Source organism: Asticcacaulis solisilvae (assembly GCF_017875235.1).
Taxonomy (GTDB): Bacteria; Pseudomonadota; Alphaproteobacteria; order Caulobacterales; family Caulobacteraceae; genus Asticcacaulis; species Asticcacaulis solisilvae_A.
On sequence record NZ_JAGGMI010000001.1, the window covers coordinates 435,084 to 458,345 of the forward strand.

General features: G+C 62.1%; 19 protein-coding genes and 1 tRNA gene. 11 read left to right on the forward strand and 9 right to left on the reverse strand.

Annotated features, from left to right (window positions below):
* Positions 1-179: 179 nt before the first annotated feature.
* Both J2X24_RS02090 and J2X24_RS02095 read left to right on the forward strand, forming a co-directional pair.
* A complete protein-coding gene (locus tag J2X24_RS02090) occupies positions 180-1,130 on the forward strand; it encodes a DUF4915 domain-containing protein (RefSeq protein ID WP_209715849.1) in 951 nt (316 codons plus the stop codon).
* Positions 1,127-1,960 carry a glycosyltransferase family 2 protein gene (locus J2X24_RS02095; protein ID WP_209715853.1) on the forward strand — a complete coding sequence of 278 codons (834 nt, stop codon included), beginning with the start codon at positions 1,127-1,129 and terminating at the stop codon, positions 1,958-1,960. Before J2X24_RS02090 ends, J2X24_RS02095 begins: the two co-directional genes overlap by 4 nt.
* Positions 1,961-2,197: 237 nt before the next feature.
* Here the strand turns inward: J2X24_RS02095 and J2X24_RS02100 are convergent, their stop codons facing one another.
* The 3 genes from J2X24_RS02100 to J2X24_RS02110 form a co-directional block, all read right to left on the reverse strand.
* A complete protein-coding gene (locus tag J2X24_RS02100) occupies positions 2,198-2,875 on the reverse strand; it encodes a DUF4197 domain-containing protein (RefSeq protein WP_209715856.1) in 678 nt (225 codons plus the stop codon).
* Between the two features lie 57 nt (positions 2,876-2,932).
* Positions 2,933-4,798 (reverse strand): dihydroxy-acid dehydratase, encoded by a 1,866-nt coding sequence (gene ilvD / locus J2X24_RS02105; RefSeq protein WP_209715859.1) that lies wholly within the window; start codon positions 4,796-4,798, stop codon positions 2,933-2,935.
* Positions 4,799-4,986: 188 nt separating this feature from the next.
* Positions 4,987-5,997 carry an alpha/beta hydrolase gene (locus J2X24_RS02110; protein WP_310002375.1) on the reverse strand — a complete coding sequence of 337 codons (1,011 nt, stop codon included), beginning with the start codon at positions 5,995-5,997 and terminating at the stop codon, positions 4,987-4,989.
* A gap of 533 nt (positions 5,998-6,530) precedes the next feature.
* On the opposite strand from J2X24_RS02110, the gene J2X24_RS02115 reads away from it, so the two are divergent.
* From J2X24_RS02115 to leuB, 8 genes are all read left to right on the forward strand, one after another.
* Positions 6,531-7,097 carry an IlvD/Edd family dehydratase gene (locus J2X24_RS02115; RefSeq protein ID WP_209715862.1) on the forward strand — a complete coding sequence of 189 codons (567 nt, stop codon included), beginning with the start codon at positions 6,531-6,533 and terminating at the stop codon, positions 7,095-7,097.
* 37 nt (positions 7,098-7,134) lie between these two features.
* Positions 7,135-8,142 carry a ketol-acid reductoisomerase gene (gene ilvC / locus J2X24_RS02120; protein ID WP_209715865.1) on the forward strand — a complete coding sequence of 336 codons (1,008 nt, stop codon included), beginning with the start codon at positions 7,135-7,137 and terminating at the stop codon, positions 8,140-8,142.
* A 288-nt stretch (positions 8,143-8,430) separates the two neighbouring features.
* The gene (gene ilvG, locus J2X24_RS02125; protein WP_209715868.1) at positions 8,431-10,116 is read left to right on the forward strand and encodes an acetolactate synthase 2 catalytic subunit; all 1,686 of its coding nucleotides are present in this window, start codon (positions 8,431-8,433) and stop codon (positions 10,114-10,116) included.
* Positions 10,094-10,378, forward strand: coding sequence for an ACT domain-containing protein (locus J2X24_RS02130; protein WP_209715872.1), 285 nt, complete (start codon positions 10,094-10,096; stop codon positions 10,376-10,378). The genes ilvG and J2X24_RS02130 overlap by 23 nt, the downstream gene beginning before the upstream one ends.
* A gap of 197 nt (positions 10,379-10,575) precedes the next feature.
* The gene (locus J2X24_RS02135; RefSeq protein ID WP_209715875.1) at positions 10,576-11,520 is read left to right on the forward strand and encodes a branched-chain amino acid transaminase; all 945 of its coding nucleotides are present in this window, start codon (positions 10,576-10,578) and stop codon (positions 11,518-11,520) included.
* Positions 11,521-11,689: 169 nt separating this feature from the next.
* Entirely contained in the window at positions 11,690-13,102 is a 1,413-nt protein-coding gene (gene leuC, locus J2X24_RS02140; protein WP_209715878.1) for a 3-isopropylmalate dehydratase large subunit, read from the forward strand.
* Between the two features lie 5 nt (positions 13,103-13,107).
* Positions 13,108-13,698 carry a 3-isopropylmalate dehydratase small subunit gene (gene leuD / locus J2X24_RS02145; RefSeq protein WP_209715881.1) on the forward strand — a complete coding sequence of 197 codons (591 nt, stop codon included), beginning with the start codon at positions 13,108-13,110 and terminating at the stop codon, positions 13,696-13,698.
* Positions 13,698-14,765 carry a 3-isopropylmalate dehydrogenase gene (leuB, locus tag J2X24_RS02150; protein WP_209715884.1) on the forward strand — a complete coding sequence of 356 codons (1,068 nt, stop codon included), beginning with the start codon at positions 13,698-13,700 and terminating at the stop codon, positions 14,763-14,765. The genes leuD and leuB overlap by 1 nt, the downstream gene beginning before the upstream one ends.
* A gap of 162 nt (positions 14,766-14,927) precedes the next feature.
* Here the strand turns inward: leuB and J2X24_RS02155 are convergent, their stop codons facing one another.
* Positions 14,928-15,191 carry a DUF167 domain-containing protein gene (locus J2X24_RS02155; RefSeq protein ID WP_209715887.1) on the reverse strand — a complete coding sequence of 88 codons (264 nt, stop codon included), beginning with the start codon at positions 15,189-15,191 and terminating at the stop codon, positions 14,928-14,930.
* Complete coding sequence (locus J2X24_RS02160) at positions 15,188-15,505, reverse strand: YggT family protein (protein WP_209715891.1); 318 nt, start codon at positions 15,503-15,505, stop codon at positions 15,188-15,190. The genes J2X24_RS02155 and J2X24_RS02160 overlap by 4 nt, the downstream gene beginning before the upstream one ends.
* A gap of 121 nt (positions 15,506-15,626) precedes the next feature.
* Between J2X24_RS02160 and J2X24_RS02165 the strand changes: the two genes are divergently transcribed.
* Positions 15,627-15,702, forward strand: a tRNA-Ala gene (locus J2X24_RS02165).
* A 47-nt stretch (positions 15,703-15,749) separates the two neighbouring features.
* Here the strand turns inward: J2X24_RS02165 and J2X24_RS02170 are convergent.
* From J2X24_RS02170 to J2X24_RS02185, 4 genes are all read right to left on the reverse strand, one after another.
* Positions 15,750-16,412, reverse strand: a complete 663-nt coding sequence (locus J2X24_RS02170; RefSeq protein ID WP_209715893.1) for a putative 2OG-Fe(II) oxygenase — start codon at positions 16,410-16,412, stop codon at positions 15,750-15,752.
* Between the two features lie 16 nt (positions 16,413-16,428).
* A complete protein-coding gene (locus J2X24_RS02175) occupies positions 16,429-18,795 on the reverse strand; it encodes a heparinase II/III domain-containing protein (protein WP_209715895.1) in 2,367 nt (788 codons plus the stop codon).
* Between the two features lie 107 nt (positions 18,796-18,902).
* Positions 18,903-21,767 (reverse strand): TonB-dependent receptor plug domain-containing protein, encoded by a 2,865-nt coding sequence (locus J2X24_RS02180; protein ID WP_209715898.1) that lies wholly within the window; start codon positions 21,765-21,767, stop codon positions 18,903-18,905.
* Positions 21,768-22,133: 366 nt separating this feature from the next.
* Complete coding sequence (locus J2X24_RS02185) at positions 22,134-23,003, reverse strand: alpha/beta hydrolase family protein (protein ID WP_209715902.1); 870 nt, start codon at positions 23,001-23,003, stop codon at positions 22,134-22,136.
* Positions 23,004-23,262: the final 259 nt, after the last annotated feature.

Sequence of the window (23,262 nt, forward strand, 5' to 3'; positions counted from 1 at the left end):
GCCGAAATTTCCGTTCACGTCAAGTTTCGTACGGATCACATGTCAGCGCTGACGCATCCGGCGCACGGCCGCCGCAAAGCCCGCGAACCCGACACAACATTTCCGCCGGCGCGACACATGCGAAATACGAAAGCCATCCGCGCGACCGAGGGTTTCGGCAGAGACCGAGAGGAGCGTACATGTTCGAGTTCATCGGCGGGTTCCGGACCGCCAGACAACCCCAGCCACACCCATCGCCACGACTGAATCAGGCCTGCCTGATTTCGTTGTGCAACACCCTGCCGGGCCAACCCCACATGCTGGTCGTCGCGGCGGACGGAACCGTAACGCCCATCACTTTTGACGGCCGGGTAACGGGCGCCACCGGCTTCGTCGTCGGGGCTGGGCACGTGACCGTCGCCATTCAGTCGAACCGCCGCAGCGCCATTGCCCGTCTCGACTCCAGCTTTCGCACCCGCCGGATCGTCTACCCCAAGGGCCTGTCGGATACCCACGGCCTGATCGACGCCGGCTATGCCCTCTATGCCGTTTCAACCGGTACGGACGGCGTCCTGCGGTTGTGGCCCGACCTCAACCGTTACGAAATGCTTCAGCCCTTTCCGACCGCCGGCGAAGACGCCCACCACATCAATGATATCTGCCGTCATCGCGGCGACATCGTCTTTTCGATGTTCGGCGCCCGACGCAGGTACGGCCTTCGCAACGGCACACTAATGAGCCTCAATGACGGCAGCCCCTACTTTGACGGGCTAAGCGATCCGCACAGCGTTACCTCGGACGGCGACAGCCTTTATGTGCTGGAATCAATGACAGGTACGCTCTACCGCATCGGGGACGACGGCTTTGAGAAGGTCCTGTCGGTGCTGGGCTATGCGCGTGGCCTGTGCATCACCAGCGACCACTTCATCATCGGCATCAGCGCTCAGCGCGGCAAGAGCCGCCTCAGCGCCGTCCGCCGCAAGGAACGGCTGCTGCCCGATCCGGACATGGCGTCGCAAGTTTCGGGCTGCGGGCTCTATGTCTGCGACCGCGCAAACGGCGGCTACAGCTTCATCGACCTGACGGCCTATGGCTCGGAAATCTACCAGCTCGCCGCCCTGCCCGCGCAGTTTGCCAGGGGCGCGGCATGACCGAGACCCTGACCGCCGTCGTCGTTACCTATAACAGCGCAGCCGTCCTGCCAGCGTGCCTGACGGCCCTGCACCGCGCCGGCGTCCGCGCCATCGTCGTCGACAACGGATCGACGGACGACAGCGCCGTCATTGCCGCCGCCATGGGCGCAATCGTCATCCGCAATCGCCGCAATCTTGGCTATGGCCGCGCCAACAATATCGGCGTGCGGGCGGCGACCACGGAACACGTACTGATCTGCAATCCGGACGCGACCGTCTCGCCCGAAGCTGTCTCAGCATTGCTGGAGGCCGCGACGACCTACCCCGAAGCCGGGCTCTACGCGCCGCGCATCATCGAGCCCGACGGCCGCGAATATTTCAAGACCGGCGGCTTCCTCAATCCGGGTCCCAAGGCCAGCGAAAGCCCGGTGGGCGACGTCTGTACGCTGATGGTCCAGGGATCATGCCTGATGATGCGGCGCGACCTCTTCCTCGACATGGGCGGCTTCGACGAGAACATCTTCCTCTATTACGAAGACGACGATCTGTGCCGGCGCCTAAGCGACCGCAAACGCGCCATAGTCTATGTCGCGGCGGCACGGGTCTGGCATTTGCGCGGCGGGTCGTCGGCGCTGAGCCCTGGTCTGATCGCGCTTTGCCGCTATCATCAGTCGTGGTCGAAGGTCTATATCGCGCGTAAATACGGCCTGCCCTCGCCTGCCCTGGCGCTGATGGCGGTCAATGCGGTGAAATATGTCGGTGCGTTACTCTCCGGCAATTCCGCCCGGCAGGAGCGTTACAGTGGTTCCTTCCGGGGCGCCGCCGCCGCGCTGCGGTCGGAGGTTTAAAGGCCCCCACCACCACGCCCCTTCGGGTCGCGGTCCCCCTCCCCGTTCGCTTCATTGCGCTGAAACCACGAGACGCTCTCAGGGAGGAATAAGACTCTCCGTCACTCCTCCCTACGAGCGGCTCACACGTTCAGCGCAATGAAGCAAGTGGGGAGGTCGGGTGAGCGTAGCCGGGATATAGTCCCGGCAAGCGCAAGACGGCGCGCCCAGCGCTAGATGTGGTGGTGGGGGCCAATTTTAACCGAACACCGCCTTTAAAATCTGGCTGCCGCGCTTGGCCGGGCTGCGGCGGATAGCGGCTTCCTCGACACCGATATAGTGGAACAGCCCGGTCAAGGCATAGGTCACCGCATACTTGCCGAGATAGGTCTTGGCGTCGGTCTTGACGAAGCTCTGCAGGTTGTTGCGCTTTACGGCACGGTCGAAATAGGTCACAGCACCCGCCGACTGCAGCGCATTCTCGACGATCGGCGTAAAGGCCGTCGTCAGGCGCGGCGTGGTCGTCTTTTGCAGATACTGCGTCCCGGCCGTCGGTGCACCGGTGATGATGCTGACGGCGTCCTTGATGGTCATCGAGGTAATGGCATCGTGGAACAGGTCACGCGCCAGAGGCGCCGCCTGCTCGGCACCCCGATTGATGCGCAGGTGCAGTTCATCGAAAACACCAGACAAGCCCAGTGGCTTGGCCAGCTTCTGCGCATTAGCCAAGGTCTTCGGCAAGGGAATGCGGACGAGCGAGTCGCCCCAATAGCCGTCAGTCTTGCCGAGCCTGGTCACCGAGGCGACCGTGCCGTCATTGAGCATCTGGCGCAGGGCCGACTGCGCCTGTTTGTCGCCGATGGCGGCCACGGCTTCGCCCCACGCCGCCGTCCCCGCCAAGCCAGTCAGGCCCGCAACCAGTGTCCGCCGATCCATCGCCAATTCCCCTGTTCAGGGAATAACCTACCGCAAAGCCCCGGCTTAGCAAGCTGGTTAATGCTCGAGCTGGCTCAAGTCCCGCACAGCGCCGGTGTCGGCCGAGGTCACCAGAGCCGCATAAGCCTTGAGCGCAGCGGAGACCGTGCGCTTGCGGTCGTGCGGCGTGTAAGCCGCCTTGCCCCGATGCTCTTCGGCGGCACGGCGCTCGGCCATTTCGCGGTCGGAGATCGCCAGGTGGATGGTCCGCGCCGGGATGTCGATTTCGATCGTATCGCCGTCCTTGACGAGCGCGATCAGGCCGCCCGACGCCGCTTCCGGCGAAACGTGGCCGATCGACAGGCCCGACGTGCCGCCCGAAAAACGCCCGTCGGTCAAAAGCGCGCACGCCTTGCCCAGACCCTTCGACTTCAGATAGGTCGTCGGATAGAGCATTTCCTGCATGCCCGGGCCGCCCTTGGGGCCTTCGTAGCGGATGACGACGACGTCGCCTTCCTTGATCTTGTTGGTCAGGACGGCCGAGACCGCCTCGTCCTGGCTTTCGAACACCTTGGCCGTGCCGTTAAAGCGCCAGATCGACTCATCGACGCCGGCCGTCTTCACGATGCAGCCCTTTTCGGCGATATTGCCGTAGAGCACGGCCAGGCCGCCGTCCTTGGTAAAGGCGTTTTCCTTCGAACGGATCACGCCGCCGACGCGGTCGCGGTCCAGTTCGTCCCAGCGGCGCTCCTGCGAGAAGGCCTGGGTGGTGCGCACGCCGCCCGGCGCCGCCTTGAAGAACTCGGTGACCTCTTCGTCATTGGTCTGGCGGATGTCCCAATAGCTGAGCGCGTGGCCGAGCGTCGGCGCATGGACCGTCTTGGCGTTGGTGTCGAGCAGACCGCCGCGCGCCAGTTCACCCAGGATACCCATGATGCCGCCGGCGCGGTGGACGTCTTCGATGTGGACATTCTGGACTGCCGGCGCGACCTTGCAGACGCACGGCGTGACTCGCGAAATCCGGTCGATATCGGCCATGGTGAAATCGACGCCGGCTTCCTGCGCCGCCGCCAGGATGTGCAGCACGGTATTGGTCGAACCGCCCATGGCCACATCCAGCGCCATGGCGTTCTCGAACGCTGCCTTGGTGCAGATCGCGCGCGGCAGGACGGATGTGTCGTCCTTTTCATAGTAGCGCTTGGTGATGTCGACGATCAGCTTGCCAGCGTTCTTGAACAGCGCTTCGCGGTCGGCGTGGGTGGCCAGCGTCGTGCCGTTGCCGGGCAGAGACAGGCCCAGCGCCTCGGTCAGGCAGTTCATCGAATTGGCGGTGAACATGCCCGAACACGAGCCGCAGGTCGGACACGCGGCTTCTTCGACGGCCTGGACCTGGGCGTCCGAAATGCGGTCGTCGCCGGCCTGCATCATGGCGTCGACCAGGTCGAGCTTGTGCGTCTTTTGCGCGCCATCAGCGTCCGGCCACACGACCTTGCCGGCTTCCATTGGGCCACCCGAGACGAAGACGACCGGGATGTTGATCCGCATGGCCGCCATCAGCATGCCCGGCGTGATCTTGTCGCAGTTTGAGATACAGACCATGGCGTCGGCGCAGTGCGCATTGACCATGTATTCGACGCTGTCGGCGATCAGGTCGCGCGACGGCAGGGAATAGAGCATGCCGCCGTGGCCCATGGCGATGCCGTCATCGACCGCGATGGTGTTGAACTCTTTCGCCACACCGCCGGCGGCTTCGATTTCGCGCGCCACCAGCTGGCCCAGGTCCTTGAGGTGGACGTGGCCGGGCACGAACTGGGTGAAGGAGTTGACGACGGCGATGATCGGCTTCTGGAAGTCGGCTTCCTTCATGCCGGTCGCCCGCCATAGCGCCCGCGCGCCCGCCATGTTACGGCCGGCTGTGGTGGTACGGGAACGATAGGTAGGCATGGGGTGAAACCTTATGAACTAGAATTGAGTGAGTTTACTTCCTTCCCCGTTTACGGGGAAGGTGTCGGCGCTTTAGCGGCGACGGAAGGGGGGAAGCGGTAGTTCAGCGAACGCCCCTTCCGTCATCTCGCCAAGGCTCGATGCCACCTTCCCCGTAAACGGGGAAGGAATAATTTTCGTCATGACGGTCATTTCTGATCCCGCCAGATCCAGCGCAGGATGTCGGGCAGCAGCGCGCCGCCGTGCTGGTCGGAATGCGCGCCATCGCCCCAGACATATTTCAGGTCGTAGCGATGTGGCCCCAGGTCCCACTTGTCGGCGTTGGCATTGGCCCATTCGATTGACTTGACCATCTGCTGGTTGGCCAGGAACCAGTTGCCGTGTTCGTTGTCGAGGTCGTTCGAGCCATCCTGGATAAAGATGCGTAAGGGGCGGATCTTCGACTTGCGGATCACGCCCGGATAGATGTCTCCGCCCGGCACAAACGGCGTCGTCGCCGTCGCGGGCTTATAGCCAATCGACGTGTACGAGCCGATGATGCTGATGACATTGCCGAAGGCTTCCGGATGGTTCCAGGCCGTCGTGAATGAGGCAATGGCACCCGACGATGTCCCGCCGATCACACGGCGCTTTGGGTCCGACGTAAAGGCATAGCTCTTCGCGACGTGCGGCAGCAGCTCTTCGGTCAGCATGCGCGCATAGGTGTCCGACAGCGCGTCGTACTCTTCGGCGCGGTGGTTCGGATTGCTCATGCCCAGATTGTCGGGATAGGTCGCACTGGTATTGCCCGGCGTGACGAAGACACCGAGCGTCTTCGGTATCTCGCCCTTGGCGATCAGGTTATCGAGCACGTTCTGAACGCGCAGCGAACCGTTCGGATTGGTCGCGCGCTGGCCATCCTGAAACACCAGCAGGTTCGGCGGCGTCTTGGCGTCATAGCCCGCCGGCACATAGATCCAGTAGCGGCGGACCGTATCGGGTATCAGTTTCGAATGAAACTCGAACGGCCCTTCCAGCCGGCCATGCTTTATATCCGCCTGGACCAGAGAGTCGGCCGTGAGCGGATAATCGCCCGTCTTGCGCTCCTGCGCCATGACAGGCACGGCCATGCACAACGCAAACAAGGCTGCAGCACAGGTCAAACGAAAGGTGGCAATGGGTGCGAGCATGCCCTTATGATAGTCGTCGCCTGCGTTCACGCAAGCACCCGCCGGATCGTATCATTTTCAACGAGGGCAGAACCTTTCCAGATTCGCCGGAGTCTGGCGGCGTTTTGCGGCAATTGCCGTCCGGCAATGAAAAATAATTTCACAAACAACGCTATATGGGAAAAATAATTTTGCTGCACCGCCGTAATATCTTGAATGTGCGGAAAATTTTTCCAAAATGCGTTTGCATTCGCACACTATTTGAGGTTATACAGTTGTAACGGCTTCGTGAGGAGGCCGTTTTGGAGCCCAATTATGACTTCGGCGCAAGCCATTGCTATCGAAAACACCACGGCCAGGAACCTCAAGGTTCTGGGCATGGGCCTGTTTTCGTCGGCTGTCGTGATTAGCATCGTATCGCTTATTGGGGGCGTACTACGCCCCTTGATGGAGTGGTAGCGAAGGGCTGACCCCACGCTTTTGAGGATGAAACATCCTCCCGCTCCGTAAAACGGGCGGGATTTTTTCGCACATCTCGATATCCGCCCGAACTGACCTGAACACACCAACCAGAGACAAGGCAAATGAGCGTCCTGACCCAGTTCGATAAAGCTCCCGTCATGAAAGCCCAGAGCGGCTTCGCCATCCTGCATGGCACCTTCGCGCCGGAAGGCTGCGTGGTTCGTCTCGGCGACTTTATTACGGAAGTGTTCGACGGCCCGGCGCGTGTCTTCTCGGCCGCCGGCGATGCCTTGGAAGCGATTGCCAAGGGCCGCATCCGCGATTGCGACATCCTGATCATCCGCAATGACGCCCGCGACGCCGACCTGTTCGCGACCGGCGGCGTGGCCAGCGTCGCTTCGGCCCTGCAGGCCTCGGGCCTGGACCGCGTCACCATCATCACCGACGGCCGCATCGGCTCAGGGACTGTCGGCGCCGCCATCGGCAATGTCGCGCCGTCGGCCGCTGACGGCGGGCCGATCGCCTATGCCCAGGACGACGATATCATCCATATCGACATCGCCGGCCGCAGAATCGACATCATGGCGGATATAGACATCCGCCGCGGCGCTCGCCAAAAGAAGGCTGGCGCGAAAATGTTCGGCGCGGCTGCCGAACGCTACGCATCCATGATTTCAACAGGCGCCTAATCGCGCCGTCTAACCTCTCACGACCACGGAGACCATTGTGAAGATCTATACGAATGACGACGTTTCGCCCGACGCGTTCAAGGGCGAACGCATCGCCATCATCGGTTACGGCAGCCAGGGCCGCGCCCACGCCTCGAACCTGAAGGACTCCGGCGCCGACGTCGTGGTCGGCCTGCGTCCGGGCGGCGCCGGCGAAGTCAAGGCCAAGGCTGACGGCCACACGGTTCTGTCGGTTGCCGACGCCTGTAAGGATGCGACCATCATCGCCATCCTGACGCCGGACATGACCCATGCCGACCTGTACAAGGACGTCATCGAGCCGAACGCCCCGCAAGGCGTCGCCCTCCTGTTCGCCCACGGCTTCTCGGTCCTCTACGGCCGCGTCGTTCCGCGCGCCGACATGGACGTCATCCTGGTTGCCCCGAAGGGCCCGGGCGACCTGGTCCGCCGCGAATACCAGCGCGGCCGTGGCGTTCCGACCCTGTTCGCGGTTGACCGCGATCTGTCGGGCAAGGCTGCGACCAAGGCGCTCGGCTATGCCCGCGGCATCGGCGGCACCGTCGGCGGCGTTATCGAAACGACCTTCAAGGAAGAAACCGAAACCGACCTGTTCGGCGAACAGGCCGTCCTGTGCGGTGGCACGACCGAGCTGATCCTGCTCGGCTTCGAAACCCTGGTCGACGCCGGCTACCGCCCGGAAATCGCCTACTTCGAAGTCCTGCACGAACTGAAGCTGATCGTTGACCTGCTGTATGAAGGCGGCTTCGAAAAGATGCACTCGTTCGTTTCGGAAACCTGCAAGTATGGCGACCTGGTTTCGGGCCCGCGCATCATCAACGAAGAGACCCGCGAGCGTATGCGCGAAGTGCTCAACGACATCCAGTCGGGCGACTTCGCCCGCGACTGGATCCTGGAAAACATGGCCGGCCGTCCGCGTTACACCGCGCTGATGAAGCAGGACTTGGATCACCAGATCGAGCACGTCGGCAAGGACCTGCGTTCGCGCATGTCGTGGCTGCAAAACAAGCAATCCGTGGACGCGTAACAGTCCACACCGCCGCAGGTGGCGGGCCTAGGCGGGTCCGCCACCACCTCTTTTCTGTCTGGAAGAGCTCTTTCATTTCTTCCTTCCCCGTTTACGGGGAAGGTGGCGTTTGCGGAGCAAACGACGGAAGGGGGAAGCCACCGGATCAACAAGCGCAGGAGCTTGGGGCCTTCCCCCTCCCACCGCTTCGCGGTCCCGCTCGCTGGCGAAAGCTATACTTTCGCTGCACTCGACCCACTCAAACAGGTCGGGAATTATCTGGTTCAACTAACCTCGAAGTTTACACCGATGAGCAACCAACCGTCCGGAGCACAACTGGTCATCTCCACGCTGAAGGCGCTGGGGGTCGAGACCGTATTCGGCTATCCGGGCGGAGCGATCATGCCCATCTACGATGCGCTCGCCGGGTCCGGCTTGCAGCACATCCTCGTCCGCCACGAGCAAGGCGCCGCCTTCGCCGCCGATGCCTATGCCCGCGCCACGGGGCGTACCGGCGTCTGCATGGCGACGTCCGGCCCCGGCGCCACCAACCTGATCACCGGCATCGCCAATGCCTATATGGACTCCGTGCCGATGGTCTGCATCACCGGCCAGGTCGGCACGCACCTGATGGGCACGGACGGTTTCCAGGAAGTCGACATCCTCGGCATGACGCTGGGCATCGTCAAGCACTCCTGGCTGGTCCGCAACCCGGCCGAAATTCCCGCCATCCTGGCCGAAGCGTTTGCCATCGCCCGCGAAGGCCGCCCCGGCCCTGTCCTGGTCGACATCCCGCGCGACATCGCCGCCACGCGCGTCGCCACGTCCGACGCCGCCACCTTCCCGGAATGGACGCCGCCGGCGCCTGACGCCGATGCGCTCAAGGCCGCCGAGAAGCTGATCGGACAAGCCCAGAAGCCGCTCTTCTACGTCGGCGGCGGTGTTGAAATGGCTGGCGCCGCGCAGGAACTGCGCGACCTGGTCGCCCGCACGGGCATCCCATTGGTCTCGACGCTGAAGGGCCTCGGCACATTGCCGACGACCGACGAACTGGCGCTCGGCATGCTGGGCATGCACGGCACGCGCGCCGCCAACAATGCCGTCCAGGAAGCCGATCTGCTGATCGTCCTGGGCGCGCGCTTCGACGACCGCGCCACCGGCAAGCTGAACGCCTTTGCCCCCAACGCCAAGGTCATCCATTTTGACATCGACCGCGCCGAAATCGGCAAGCTGCGCAAGGCCGATGTCGGCATTGTCGGCGACCTGAAGATCGGCTTGCCGGCGCTGAACCCCAAGGTCGGCCCGATCCAGAAGTGGGTCGAAAAGTGCAAGGCCGACAAGTGGGAACACCGCTTCCGCTATAACGCACCGGGCCAGGGCATCTATGCCCCGGGCCTGCTGAAGACCCTGTCCGAAAAGGCCGGCGACAAGTTCATGGTCGCCTGCGACGTCGGCCAGCACCAGATGTGGGTCGCGCAGCACTGCGAATTCCCGAACAACCGGGCCCACCTGACATCAGGCGGTTCGGGCGCCATGGGCTACGGCCTGCCCGCAGGCCTTGGCGCGAAACTCGGCCGTCCCGAGATGCACGTCGTCACTGTTTCGGGCGACGGCAGCTTCATGATGAACATTCAGGAGATGGCGACGCTCAATCGCTACAACATCCCCCTGAAGATCGTCCTGCTCGACAACTCCTCGCTGGGCCTGGTGCGCCAGTGGCAGCAACTGTTCTTCGAGGAGAACTATTCCGAAATCGACCTGTCGGACAATCCCGACTTCGTCGTCGTCGCCAAGGCGTTCAACCTGGACGCCTTCCGCATCACCCATCGCCATGAGGTCGATGCGGCTCTGGACCGCCTGCTGGCGGCCGAGCGGCCCACACTTTTGCATGTTGTTATCGATCCGCGTGAAAATGTCTGGCCGCTGGTGCCGCCGGGCGCGTCCAACGCGGACATGATGGAGGAACGCTGGGATGAGCCACTTGATTCATATTGAGCTGGATCGTCTCGAAGGCAGCCTCCTGCGTATTCTCGGCCTGATCGAGCGGCGCGGCTTCCACATCGATGGTATCGAACTCTTCGATCTCGGTGAGACGAAGCGTGGTCTGAACGTGACCGTTCGCGTCCGTGACGCCGGCCGCACGCTCGAGACGCTGAACCTGCAGATCGATCGTCTCTACGGCATTACCCGCCTGGACGCCGATCCGCGTGGCGCCACCGCAAAGCCTGCCAAGGCGAAGCAGGAGGCCAGGGCGTAATGACGACTTTGAACACAGGAGAGAAGGTTTATCGGGGCCGTGGTCGCGGCCCCGGCCAGGTATGATCAAGGCTTCGCGCATAATCCGATGCGTTCGATAAATCGCCTTTGTGGTCTCCGCTAAACGGAGTAGAGAAGCCCATCCGGGCAAAACCGCAAAGCGCCCACTCAAAAAATCATACCGATAAGCTGACACACATGAAAAAGCTCGCTGAAAAAATCTGGTTCAATGGCCAAGTCATCAACTGGGAGGACGCTCAGGTTCACGTCCTGACCCACGCGCTGCACTATGGCACCTCCGTGTTCGAAGGCATCCGCTGCTACGACACGCCGAACGGCCCGGTTGGCTTCCGCTTAGGCGACCACCTGCGTCGCCTGGAAGACTCCGCCCGCATCTACGGCTTTGTTATCCCGTTTAACCTGGAACAAATGATCCAGGCGTCGAAGGATATCATCAAGGCCAACAACCTGAAGAGCGCCTACTGGCGTCCGATCGCCTTCCTGGGCGAATGCGGCATGGGCGTGACGCCGAAGCCCGAGAATGTCTCGGTCGACGTCGCCATCGCCGCCTTCCCGTGGGGCGCCTATCTGGGCGAAGAAGGCCTGACCAAGGGCGTGGACGTCTGCATCTCGTCGTGGAACCGCGCCGCGCCGAACACCATCCCTGTCATGGCCAAGGCCGGCGGCAACTACCTGTCGTCGTACCTGATCGGCAAGGAAGCCCGTTCGCGCGGCTATGTCGAAGGCATCGGCCTGGGCGTCAACGGCCTGATCTCCGAAGGCGCGGGTGAAAACCTGTTCGTCATGATGAACGGCAAGATCTACACGCCGCCGGTTGCGGCTTCGATCCTGGGCGGCATTACCCGCGACACCATTATCAAGCTTGCCAAGGCCGACGGCATCGAGGTGCTGGAGCAGGACCTGCCGCGCGAGATGCTGTACCTGGCCGATGAAATCTTCATGACCGGCACGGCGGCGGAAATCACGCCGATCCGCAGCGTCGACGATATCCCTGTCCGCGCCAATGGCCGCGGCAAGATCACCGCCCGTTTGCAGACCCTGTTCCATGGTCTGTTCAACGGCACGACCGAAGACCGTTTCGGCTGGCTCGATCCGATCGACGCCACCGTTCCGGCGGAATAACTCGTACCACCTTCGCCCTCCCCATTTATGGGGAGGGGGGACCGCCGTCAGGCGGTGGGCGGGGCTGAACCGACGGTAAAGCCCCTTCCGTCTTTGCCAGCTTGACGCTGGCAAATCCACCTCCCCCATAAATAGGGGAGGCGAAGGTCCATCAGACAAGAGACCTATTATGACCGCGAAATCGTTGTTTGAAAAAGTGTGGGACGCCCACGTCGTGGAGCCGGAAGGGGCCGATAAGCCCGCCGTCATCTATATCGACCTGCATCTCGTCCACGAAGTCACAAGCCCGCAGGCGTTTTCCGAACTGGACGCGCGCGGCCTGAAGGTCCGCCGTCCGGACCGGACCTTCGCCACGCTCGATCACTCGATTCCGACCCTGCGCCCCGACGCCGACGGCAACCGCCCCTACGTCACCGCCCAGGCCAAGACACAGGTCGAAACGCTGGAAGCCAATGCCGCCAAGAACGGCGTCCGCCTGTTCGGCTACGATGCTGAAAACCGCGGCGTCGTCCACGTCATCGGGCCGGAAATGGGCCTGACCCAGCCGGGCTTCACCGTCGTCTGCGGCGACAGCCACACCTCGACCCACGGCGCCTTTGGCTGCATCGCGTTCGGCATCGGCACCTCGGAAGTCGGCCACGTCCTGGCCACCCAGTGCCTGGCCCAGCGCAAGCCAAAAACGATGCGCATCAACATCACGGGCAAGCTCCAGCCGGGCGTCACCGGCAAGGACGTGGCCCTGACCGTCATCGCCACGCTCGGCTTCTCGGGCGGCACCGGCTACGCGCTGGAATATGCCGGCCCGGTCATCGAAGCGCTCGATATGGAAGGCCGCATGACGGTCTGTAACCTGTCGATCGAGGCCGGCGCCCGTTGCGGCATGATCGCCCCCGACCAGAAGACGGTCGAATGGCTGCGCGGCCGCCAGTACGTGCCGCAAGGCGCGGCTTTCGACGAAGCTGCCAAGGGCTGGCTGTCGCTCGCGTCCGACGCCGGCGCTGTCTTCGACAAGGAAATCACCATCGATGGTTCGGCCATCGAGCCCATGGCCACCTGGGGCACGTCCCCGGACCAGGGCGCCGCCATCGCCAAGGGCGTGCCCATGCCGCAAGGCGAGGACGACGAACGCGCGCTAAAGTACATGAACTTTACCGGCGGTGAGAAGCGCGAGGCCGAAAAGGTCGACGTCGTCTTCATCGGTTCGTGCACCAACGGCCGTATGGCCGACCTGCGCGCCGCCGCCGCCATCATGAAGGGCCGCAAGGTCGCCGAAGGCGTGCGCGCCCTGATCGTTCCGGGTTCGGAATGGGTCCGCGTCGAAGCCGAAAAGGAAGGCCTGCACGAGATCTTCCTCGAAGCCGGCGCCGAATGGCGTCTGCCGGGCTGCTCGATGTGCATCGCCATGAACGGCGACTTCGTCCTGCCGGGCCAGTTGGCCGTCTCGACCTCCAACCGCAACTTCGAAGGCCGCCAGGGTCCGGGCTCGCGCACCGTGCTCGCCTCGCCGGCCACTGCGGCGGCCTCGGCCATCGCCGGCCACGTCGCCGATCCCCGTCAATTCATGGCTCTTGAGGAGGCTTGATCCACATGTCCAACCAGGAACCCGTCAACACCTTCTCGTCGCGCATCGTCGTCCTGCCCGAAGCCAATATCGACACGGACCAGATCATCCCCGCGCGCTTTCTGACGACCACGACCAAGGCCGGTCTCGGCAAGGTCGCGTTCAATGACTGGCGCTACAATGCCGACGGCTCGAATAAGCCGCACATCCTGAACACCATCGACCCGACCGAGCACCGCGTCCTGGTCGGCGGCAACAACTTCGGCTGCGGCTCGTCGCGCGAACATGCGCCGTGGGCGCTGATGGACTATGGCTTCAAGGCCGTCATCTCGACCGAAATCGCCGACATCTTCAAATCGAACTGCCTGAAGAACGGCCTCTTGCCGATCGTCGTCGACAAGGCCGTGCACGACAAGCTGCTGGCCAACCCGCAACAGCGCGTGTCGATCGACCTGGAATCGAACAGCCTGACCCTGGAAGACGGCACCGTCATCACCTTCCAGATCGAAGCCTTTGCGCGCCAGTGCCTGCTGGAAGGCGTCGACGCTATGGGCTGGCTGCTGAAGCGTCTGCCCGACATCGAACAATTTGAAAAGACCAACGGAAAGGCCGCGTAATGGCAAGCTTCAATATTGTCGTCCTGCCGGGCGATGGCATCGGCCCCGAAGTCGCCGCCGCCGGCGTCAACGCGCTGAAGACCATCGGCGACGTCTACGGCCACACCTTCAACTTCGAAGAAAAGCGGATCGGCGGCATCGCCATCGACACCGACAACAACCCCTACCCGGAAGACACCGACCGCGCCTGTCTGGCGGCCGATGCCGTGCTGCTGGGCGCTGTCGGCGGTCCGAAGTGGGACTTAGGGAAACAGCGTCCGGAACAGGGCCTGCTGGCCGTCCGTAAGTCGCTGGGCCTGTTCGCCAACCTGCGTCCGATGGACGTCAAGGCGTCACAGGTTCACCGTTCGCCGCTCAAGGCCGAAGTCGTCGAAGGCTCGGACATGCTGATCGTCCGCGAACTGACCGGCGGTCTCTATTTCGGCAGGCAGACGCGCACCGAAACCTCGGCCACCGACGAATGCGTCTACACGGTCGCCGAAATCGAACGCGTCGCCCGTGTCGCCTTTGACGCCGCCCGCAAGCGCCGCAACAAGGTGACCTCGGTCGACAAGGCCAATGTCATCGAAACGAGCCGCCTGTGGCGTGAGACGGTCATCCGCCTGCACCGCGAAGAATATAACGATGTCGAGCTGGAACACGCCCTGGTCGACTCGATGGCCATGCACCTGGTCACCCGCCCGCGCTCATTCGACGTCGTGGTGACCGAGAACATGTTCGGCGACATCCTCTCCGACCTCGCCTCGGTCCTGCCGGGCTCGATCGGCCTCTTAGGTTCGGCGTCGCTGGGCGCTACGGGCAAGGGTCTCTATGAGCCGATCCACGGCTCGGCGCCGGACATCGCCGGCAAGGACCTGGCCAATCCGATCGGCACGCTGAAGTCGGTCGCCATGATGCTGCGCTTCTCGCTGAACCTGATGACCGAAGCCGATGCGCTCGACGCGGCCATTGATGCGGTTGTTGAAAAGGGCGTGCTGACGCGCGACTTGGGCGGTACGGCTTCGGGCTCGCAAGTTGCCCAGGCGATCAACGACCAGATCCGTGAAGCGGCATTGACCAACGCTTAATGGCTACTATTTAAGTTTAAGAGACCACCTCGCAAAGGTGAACTGGCCCCGGCAAGCGCAAGCTTCCGGGGCTCTTTCTATACTGCCTCAGCCTCGCCGGCAGGCATGTGGGGCGGGGGACCGCGTGAAGTTCGCTTTGCGAACGCGCGAGGCGGTGGGGTCTTAGGCCAAAGTTTCGAACGTCTCAACGCCCTCGATCTCAAGGCATTTCAGCCGCGCCGTATCGCCCGCGATCAGGCTGACGCGCGACTTTGGCACTTTCAAAGTTTTGGCGATAAAGACAATAAGGGCGGCGTTGGCCTGCCCTTCGATGGGAGCAGCGCGCACGCGGACCTTCAGGAAGCGGCGGCCGTGTTCGTCCTCATCCCAGCCGTCGATGCGATCCACCGACGCCTTGGGCGTCAGCCGGACGAACAGCCGGCTCACATCGCGACGAGTTGGATCATAGCGGTTTCCGCCGCCGGCAGCAGGTAGATCTTGATGCCCTGGATGACCAGGAAGGCGACCAGGAAGCTGAGGTCGAGCCCACCGACCGGCGGAATAATGCGGCGGAAGGGTTCCAGAATCGGCGCGGTGATCCGGTCCAGCACCTCCATGATCCGCCACACTGCGCCATTGCGCGTATTGATGACGTTGAACGCCACCAGCCAGCTCAGGATGGCGCTGATGATGAGCGCCCATATGATCAGAGAAAACAGGCCATGCAGTATGAAGAAAATAAAACCGATAATCGCGGCCATGCCGTCCTGCCCCTTTTTTTTCGAGTCGCTTAGGAATATAGGCATTTCCGTAAAACGCACAAGTTAAGGACCGCTTGACAGGCCTGTCTTGTGGTTTAAAAGGTGCCCTCCGGATCGGAATGGGGCTATAGCTCAGTTGGTAGAGCGCCTCGTTCGCAATGAGGAGGCCAGCGGTTCGAATCCGCTTAGCTCCACCATTCCGTCACGGCTACCCCCCTCCACACGCCTTTCTTGCCCCGTCTGACTAAATGACGGCCAGGTTCACGCTCATGCTGCGGCGGACGCCCTGGCCGCGAAACGGATACACGCAGTGGAGCATCCATGACGGCCAGAGGTAGAACTCGCCGACCACGGGCTTGACGACAAAGAGGTTTCTCGCGCCTACGGCGGTCCGGCTGTCGATGAATTGCAGGCAGCCGACCGTGTTCTGCCGATGCTTGTCGGCGCGCCACTCGGCTTCGTATCCTTCCGGAACCCGCAGGAACAGCACACAGCTGTAGACGCAGCCCTGATGATAATGCACCGGGTTGAAATCACCGGCGACCATGTCGTTGACCCAGCCTTCCTTGATCTGGATCTCCAGCGTCTTGTCCTTCAATTCCTCGGTATCTTCGTAATTGCCGTAGTTCAGCAGGACGTTCTCACACCGGTAGGTGTAGGTTCGCGCGACGTCGTAAAGGAAATCGCTGAGGTCGGGCATGGCGCGGATAATGTCGGTTATGCGGACTTCGGCCGATACATTTCCGGCCAGGTGCTTCCCCCAGTCCCGCTCGGCCTTTTCCGTTTGCGCCGCCATGATCCGGTCGACGCGGTCATTCAGCCGCATGACGATATCGGCCGGCGCAGTGGCTTTCATAATGAGCGGGCTGAAGGGCGCGACAACCTGCATGCCGTAGTCGGGAGTCATCTGGACGCCTTTCGTTTCAACAGCACTTCAACCTTACGAAGCGATCCTTGGCCGAGACCGATACAGGCTGACCGTTGACCTGAAGGCGCGAGACCGCCTTTGGCAGCCACAAGCCCAGTTCCGCGGCGTCCTGGCCCTGTATCCAGACGTGCGGCTCGGCGCCGTAATCGGCGATCACAAAGCGCTTTGACAGGCTGTCGAGCAGCAGCGTATCCGAATGGCGCAGATAACTGCCATCGGCGACGAACAGGCGTTCGACCGTGGCCGGCGATGGCATGACGCCCGCCTTATAGGTGATGGCCAGCATATAGGCATCGGTTTGCCAACCCGAGAGCGTCACGGTCGCATTGCGGTGGCGGATGCTGCCGTCGGCCTTGAGGTTGAAATAGACGTCCGTCACCTTGCCGTCGCGCCGGATGCGCGCCCCGATCATGTCCTGGCCCGTCAGGCGTTCGATCTGCGGCGCCGGTGCGCCGTCCTCAGGGAGGATCGCCGTCAGGAACTTCTGGCGCTCGGTCTTTTCGGCAGGCTCGAAGGCGTAATAGGTCGTGCGGGTATCCGGAGCGTGGTCCTTGTAGCCCTGCAATTCTCTGAGGCGCATATTTTCCGGGTAATCGGTCGGCAGGCCTGCATCCGGAAACGGTGCCGGGAAGAGCGGGCGGACCCTGACCACCGCATCGCCGTTTTTCACCACCAGGTTCTGGCCCTGGCGTACGGTTTCACCTTCGGTATGAAGCTGGAACGCGAACTGGCCGGGCTCTCTTGCCTTCAGGTCGTCATAGATGAGGATGACCCCGTCAACCCACAGGAAGTGCCGGAAATTACGTGCGAAATAGGCCGAGGTCGGGCCGGTGGCGTCAGCAAAGACGTAGCGGAAGCCGCCAGCGTCAAGCATGTTGGGAATCTGACCCGACAGGTGCGACCCTATGTACGTATCTTCGGCGGGTTCGGCCTTGCCGTTGAACGTCACGACATTGTGGGCGGCGGTCTGGCGATAATATTCGTCATATTCCTTTCGGCCGTAGGACGCATTCCCGGAGTCGATCAGTAACGGCTTGCCCTTATGAAAAAGGACGAATCCACCCGCGTCGGCATGGGAGTGGTTCCAGGTAAAGCCGGAGCGGACCGCCAGCAGGGTCGCATCGTCCTGCCACGCGTTGCGAAGCGTCGCCCACCCCATGCCGCGATACCAGACGCTCAGGGGCATGTCGGTCGGGCGCCCCTCCCCGCCGGCTTCCGACTTGAGGGGCATGTTCACCAGGTATCGCGGCTGATAACGGATATCCCCGCCCGTTCCGGCGGACGCCGATTTCGTGATGTACCAGAGATGGTCGGCCCGCCGGCGTTCGCTTAAATAGTAGTTGGCGACGGTGCGCGAATAGTTCTTGTCAATGCTGCCATCGCCGAAATTGACGTGCAGCAGCTTGTCCCTGGCGGGATAGGCATTGTTGATCAGGAAATCGACGGACTTTTCCAGGACCGGAATATCCACCGGCTTTTCGTTGAACATCTCGCGCCACGCCAACCGGAATTCCAGATAGGTGCCGACCGCCAGCTCGGCATAGTTGACGCTTTCCAGGAAGCCGCCGTCCTGGTCGAAGGTCGCGATCTTCGTTTCGATTCGGCTGCCGTTGAAATTCCACCATTCGACGGACGCGCGTTCCAACCGCGCCAGGTAAGGCATGGCGCGCGCATCGTCACGCGAGATAGCCACAAGGCCGACCCCGGTACCAAAGACGATATGCGCCCACCAGTTATGGCCCATGGTATCGAGGGTGTGAATGCGCTTTCTGCCATCGATCCAGTCATTGAAAACAGGATCCGCCAGCTTTTCGAGGAAGCCCGACGTCAGCGCCTTCCGTTCCGCCAGCGTCAGCGACCCGCGGATGGAGTCGTAGACCAGGCCAAAGGTTTCGCCAGAGAAGCCCATGCCGAGATCGGAATTCCACACGGGATCGCGCTGCAGGAGCGGCGCATCGGTCACCAGGTTTTTCTGCGCGCAGAACGCCTTCAGGGCCTCATGAAGCCGGTCCGCGTAACGGGCCTCGCCGGTCATGCGATAGGCAAGGATCAGGGGTTCAAGGCTGTCGGGCAGTCTGCGGCCGTCCCGCACCGTCTCCTTGAGCGGCAGGTCCACCTGGCGGTCGGCCTCCGCCTTGATCTTTTGCCATTGCCCGGCGACTTCGGCATTGCTGGCAATCCGGCTTTTGAAATCGCGGATGGCTTCATCCGAAAAGGCCAGGTGGACACCGCCGGGTTTGACGAAAATCCGCCGGTCTTCGACTTCGACCGCGCGCTGGTCGGCGGCGAAGGTGACCGCCGGCAATGCGCCCAAGCCGGTCAGGGCAACGGACAGGGAAAAGAGCAAAACGGATTTACGCATGGACTTCCTCGTCTGTTTGGCCGGCGGAATAGTTCCGCCGCCGGTGCGCAACAATAAACGAGCGACCAGTGAAACCTGGTCGCTCGTCTCGGTCCTCCTGACTACGATTAGAAGTCGCGCTTGACAGTCACCCATACCGAGCGCGGGGCATTGCGCTTGAGCAGGAAACCGGCGTTCGGGAGTTGCTCGACCACGTCGTACTGCTGGACGTTGGTGGGATAGCCGGTTTTGATCATCGGATCGTAGGCCGAAATGTACTGGCCATCCAGGGCATTGCGGACGTCGATCATGATGGTCGTCTTTTTCAGGCCTTCGTACTGGACCGAGATGTCCAGATTGTCCTGCGGCGGCAGATAGCGGTGATCAAGCGAGTTGTTGTTGAGCTTGCGCTTGTCCATCCAGCGGTGGCGGAAGTTGAAGCGGACGTCGTCCCACTTGTACGACAGCGTATTGCTGATCGTCCAGTTCGGCGTGCGGGCCAGGATGCCGTGATCGATCCGCAGGATATCGTCGTCCACGCCCTGGCCGTTGGCGCCGGTGTTGAGCCAGACATAGGTCTCGGTCGCCTTGCCGTTGAGGTAGGTGACGGATGACTGCCAGTCCAGGTTCTGCATGACCTTCCACTTGAACCAGGCTTCGACACCGCGCGTGAAGTTCTTGTTGAAGTTTTCCGGGAGCAGATAGGTCGAGACATTGTCCTTGTCGATCGCCGTCGGGTAGTCGTTGATCGCGAAGTTCTGGTAGAAGTAGGTCACCTGGCCGTTGAACTGGCGGTCGCCGAAAATGTAGGCGATCTCGTGGCCGGTGATCAGACCGGTCGGGCCCAGCGGCCGGACCAGGGTCGCCGCCGAGCTGTAGCGGTTGATGACGCCCGCGGCCGGCTGCTTGGCGTCGAGGTAGCGATAATAGACCTTGTGCTTGGGCGAGAAGTTATAGCCGGCGGAGAAGGACCAGTTGGTGATGGACACCTCCTTGTCCGCCGTGATGACTTTCGACGGGGTCTTCACCATGACGACATTGTCGTAGACGGTCAGAGGATTGCCATCCAGTCCGCCATAGGTAAGCGTCGCCGCCGACGGGTCCCGGGTGTCCCAGGTTTCCGAATAGGTATCGGCGTGGAAGTGCGAGTTCTTGATGCTGAAATTGACATCCCAGCGTCCGTCCGACCAACTGATGCCGGCATAGGGCGAAAATTCGGCGATGGTTGCCTTTTGCTGGACCGTCGTGAACGCGCCCGAACCATAGTTGCCCCACCCGCCGGCGTCGGTCAGCTGATAGACCGTGCCGGTATTGGTCACGTAGCGGACGTTCAGGTTCTCGACTCCCTCATGCGCCCAGGCCGACATGCCGAGACCACTGGCCCAGTTTTCATTGAGCTGGTCGGACTTGGCGAGATAGGCGCCGAAGTTGAAGCCCCAGTAATCTCCGGCCCAGTTCGCCGTGAAGGCGGCTTCGACGTCGCGCGACTCGCGGTAATTGTCCTCCATGCGCGTCTGCAGGACGAGGTCCCGCGTACTGGCTTCCGCCGGCACGGTCCCCGACGGGTAGGTGCCGTTGGCCAGCGGCGTCGTCGCCGTGACAACGCCGCCGCGCATGTCGATGTCACGGTTGGGCAGGATGTTGTAGGTGATGCAGCGGCCCGGAGCCGTCGCCGAGGTCACGGTCGGACAGGCGGCGCCCGTGCGGTAATTCGTGCCCAGGTGCGATCCGCCGACATTGTTGGCGACGCGCGCCATCAGGGTTCCGGCTGAGTTGTAGTACTCGTAATAGCCGGGCGTGCGATCAAGGTTGTTGATGTTCAGGCCATAGCGTTCGCGGCCGGCGCCGGCGGCATCGAGCGAGACGAGATCCTGCGTCTTGAAGCCCTGGCCGCGATAGGTCGACGTGTTGAGCCGGAAGTTGCCGCCGAAGGCCCAGCGGCCGTTCGTCTGGTGATCCCAGCGCACCCAGGCCGCGTCCTGCTTGTAGCGGAAGCCCTTCGATGGATCGAGCGTGTGCGTTCCCGGCCGGAAATAGTTCGGAACGGTCTGCTGTCCACCCTTCAGCCAAAGATTGAGATCGCGCGGAAACCCGGCGATCGGCTCCGAATTTTCATAGCCGTAGGCCGGCTGGAAGAAGGCCGTGAGCTCGGCATTGGTATCGTCAAGATGCTTGAAGGTCCCCTTGAAGCTGCCGGAACCGTTGGCGGTTTCGTACTTCTTGACCCAGTTCAGCTTGAGCATGCCGCCGTCATTGAGATTGTAGCCGGGATCGACCTGGCCCGTCGACGTGCGATAGAAGCCGCTGAGCGAGAAGCCGAGATCGCCCGCCTTGTTCAGCCACCCGTAATAGCCCTGAAGCTCCTTCCACGACAGGTGAAGGTCCTCGCCCTCGAAGCCGACCTTGGCGATGATATTGGCTTCATTGCGGATGTCGCGGGTGATGTAGTTGAAGGTCGACCCCATGCCGGTCGTGATGGCCGTGGCCGAAGACCCGCCGCGCACCGACTCGACGCGTCCGGTCGACGGGTCCGTGCGGTTGAAATAGCCGTCCTGGAAGCCGCTGAACTTGAAGGGAACGACCGGCAGGCCGTCTTCCAGGATCGTCGTCCAGAAGTAGCCCGAGGTATTGGCGCCCGTGCCCACCGTCATGCCGCGGGTGAAGACTTCGTTGCGAGCGACGCCGTCATTGGTTTCCACCACCACGCCCGGCATGTCGCGCAACATATCGTCGGCACTGATGGGCGTAAATTTCGACATGTCATCTTCGGTCAGGACCGAGTAGGACGAGTTTGCCTTTTTCGCCTTGGTCTTCACGGGGGAGCCGGTGACGATGACGACATCATTGCCTTCGCCCTCGCCGGCCGGTGCATTCGTCGTCTGCGCGGCGGCGGCGCCGGCCGATACCAACCCGATGCCTATGGCCGCGACCAATGCGAGGCGCGAAACATGCACAGGTTTACCGTGCCCGATAGGGGCGAGTGTCTTTTTCATCCTGTTTCCTCCCAGCGGGCTGTCCGCCCGACACGTTTTTTGACCCCCGCCCCGCTTCCGAAGCGGAAAGTTATCGATAACAACTTTACCCGTCCGGGCGCCGAGTTCTGATATCGTTATCAGATATTTTTTGCGCCTGTCAACGCCGCCAAACGCGAGAAAGCCACTTCCGGCACTCGTATGCGTTGCCTCAACGTGCAATCCGCGCGACATAACCTTTGATTAATAAAGGAATTTTATGCACACTTGCTGCCTTGTTGCCAATCCGACACATTCGAGCACTTGTTCGTTACGCATCAAAACACCTGATACCAATATCTGATATCGATATCTAGCAGCTCCGCGATATCTCAAGCCACACATGACTTACGGGCCTTTAGGTGAAAGGGCCGCTTCGCCCCTGGCAAGCGTTCGCGTGATCCATTGCCCGGCCAGCTCCGGCCACTGCCCGTGGGTGCCGTCAAGGTCACGCAAGGCAAATCCGTGCGGCGCGTCGGGGAAGATATGCGCCTCGACATCACCGCCGGAGCGTCGCATTGCCGTAAGGAAGTTGAGAGCGTGCTCAAGCGGAACCGGTTCGTCGCGCAGGGCGTATACCAGGAAGGCCGGAACAGCGGGAATACCGTGCGGTTCGCCCGCCACGCCGATCGGCCAGCGATCGTAGAAGGCCTGTTTCTCGACCGGAGGATAGTCAGGCTTGCCGGCCGGCGCCTTGTAATTTCGATGATTGGCGTTCAACGGCGCATATCCCACGATCAGTCCGGCCGCTCGCACCGGGTGGTCCTGGCACGCCATGACGCCCGCCAGGTGACCCCCGGACGAAAGGCCAACGTGCAGAAGCGGCAACTGCGGCAACCACTGCAGATAGTCCAGGCACGCCAGGCCATCGGCCCGCGCAATGTCGGAAGGCCAGGTTTTAAGGCTCAACGGATCGGCCTGGCCGGGCAGGCGATGCGTGACGACATAGGCGTCGACGCCAAGCCCGGCCAGCCATAACGCGACCGCGACACCTTCCTTGTCATGGACGAGATCGAGATAGCCGCCGCCGGGATAGACCAGCGCCCTGGCGCGCGGCGCATTGGGCGACCGGTAAAGATGCAGTTCCAGGCGGCTCACCGCATAGAACCGGCGGTCGGGCCAGACACCTTCCAGCCGGTTCGGCGCCCCTTCGGACAGCACAATCCGCTCATCCGCCTCCATTAGACCTTCGACGCTTACCCGCTTCACTTCCGGCATGACATTCTCCCGCACGCGTGATCCGGTCCATACTGAGCGAGAAAGATATCGATATCAATATCCCGGCCTCCTAGTTCCCAAGAATGCTCGTTGCCTTCACTCAGACTAGGCTCTTGACAACAGCGTTTGAACGAATGATTTTGTTATCGATATCAGAACAAGCTGACATTGAACGGCCGGCGGGAGGCAAGATGACACGAAAAACATTCCTGGCGCGCAGGCCGGGCCAGGCCGTCTTAGATCGGTATGATTTTAAGTG

Coding starts and splice junctions, on each gene's coding strand:
- J2X24_RS02175 (WP_209715895.1), bottom strand. CDS start 18,795: ATGCGTAAATCCGTTTTGCTCTTTTCCCTGTCCGTTGCCCTGACCGGC.
- ilvG (WP_209715868.1), top strand. CDS start 8,431: ATGAGCAACCAACCGTCCGGAGCACAACTGGTCATCTCCACGCTGAAG.
- ilvD (WP_209715859.1), bottom strand. CDS start 4,798: ATGCCTACCTATCGTTCCCGTACCACCACAGCCGGCCGTAACATGGCG.
- J2X24_RS02115 (WP_209715862.1), top strand. CDS start 6,531: ATGAGCGTCCTGACCCAGTTCGATAAAGCTCCCGTCATGAAAGCCCAG.
- leuC (WP_209715878.1), top strand. CDS start 11,690: ATGACCGCGAAATCGTTGTTTGAAAAAGTGTGGGACGCCCACGTCGTG.
- J2X24_RS02090 (WP_209715849.1), top strand. CDS start 180: ATGTTCGAGTTCATCGGCGGGTTCCGGACCGCCAGACAACCCCAGCCA.
- J2X24_RS02135 (WP_209715875.1), top strand. CDS start 10,576: ATGAAAAAGCTCGCTGAAAAAATCTGGTTCAATGGCCAAGTCATCAAC.
- J2X24_RS02095 (WP_209715853.1), top strand. CDS start 1,127: ATGACCGAGACCCTGACCGCCGTCGTCGTTACCTATAACAGCGCAGCC.
- J2X24_RS02100 (WP_209715856.1), bottom strand. CDS start 2,875: ATGGATCGGCGGACACTGGTTGCGGGCCTGACTGGCTTGGCGGGGACG.
- leuD (WP_209715881.1), top strand. CDS start 13,108: ATGTCCAACCAGGAACCCGTCAACACCTTCTCGTCGCGCATCGTCGTC.
- leuB (WP_209715884.1), top strand. CDS start 13,698: ATGGCAAGCTTCAATATTGTCGTCCTGCCGGGCGATGGCATCGGCCCC.
- J2X24_RS02160 (WP_209715891.1), bottom strand. CDS start 15,505: ATGGCCGCGATTATCGGTTTTATTTTCTTCATACTGCATGGCCTGTTT.
- J2X24_RS02130 (WP_209715872.1), top strand. CDS start 10,094: ATGAGCCACTTGATTCATATTGAGCTGGATCGTCTCGAAGGCAGCCTC.
- J2X24_RS02185 (WP_209715902.1), bottom strand. CDS start 23,003: ATGCCGGAAGTGAAGCGGGTAAGCGTCGAAGGTCTAATGGAGGCGGAT.
- J2X24_RS02170 (WP_209715893.1), bottom strand. CDS start 16,412: ATGACTCCCGACTACGGCATGCAGGTTGTCGCGCCCTTCAGCCCGCTC.
- J2X24_RS02180 (WP_209715898.1), bottom strand. CDS start 21,767: ATGAAAAAGACACTCGCCCCTATCGGGCACGGTAAACCTGTGCATGTT.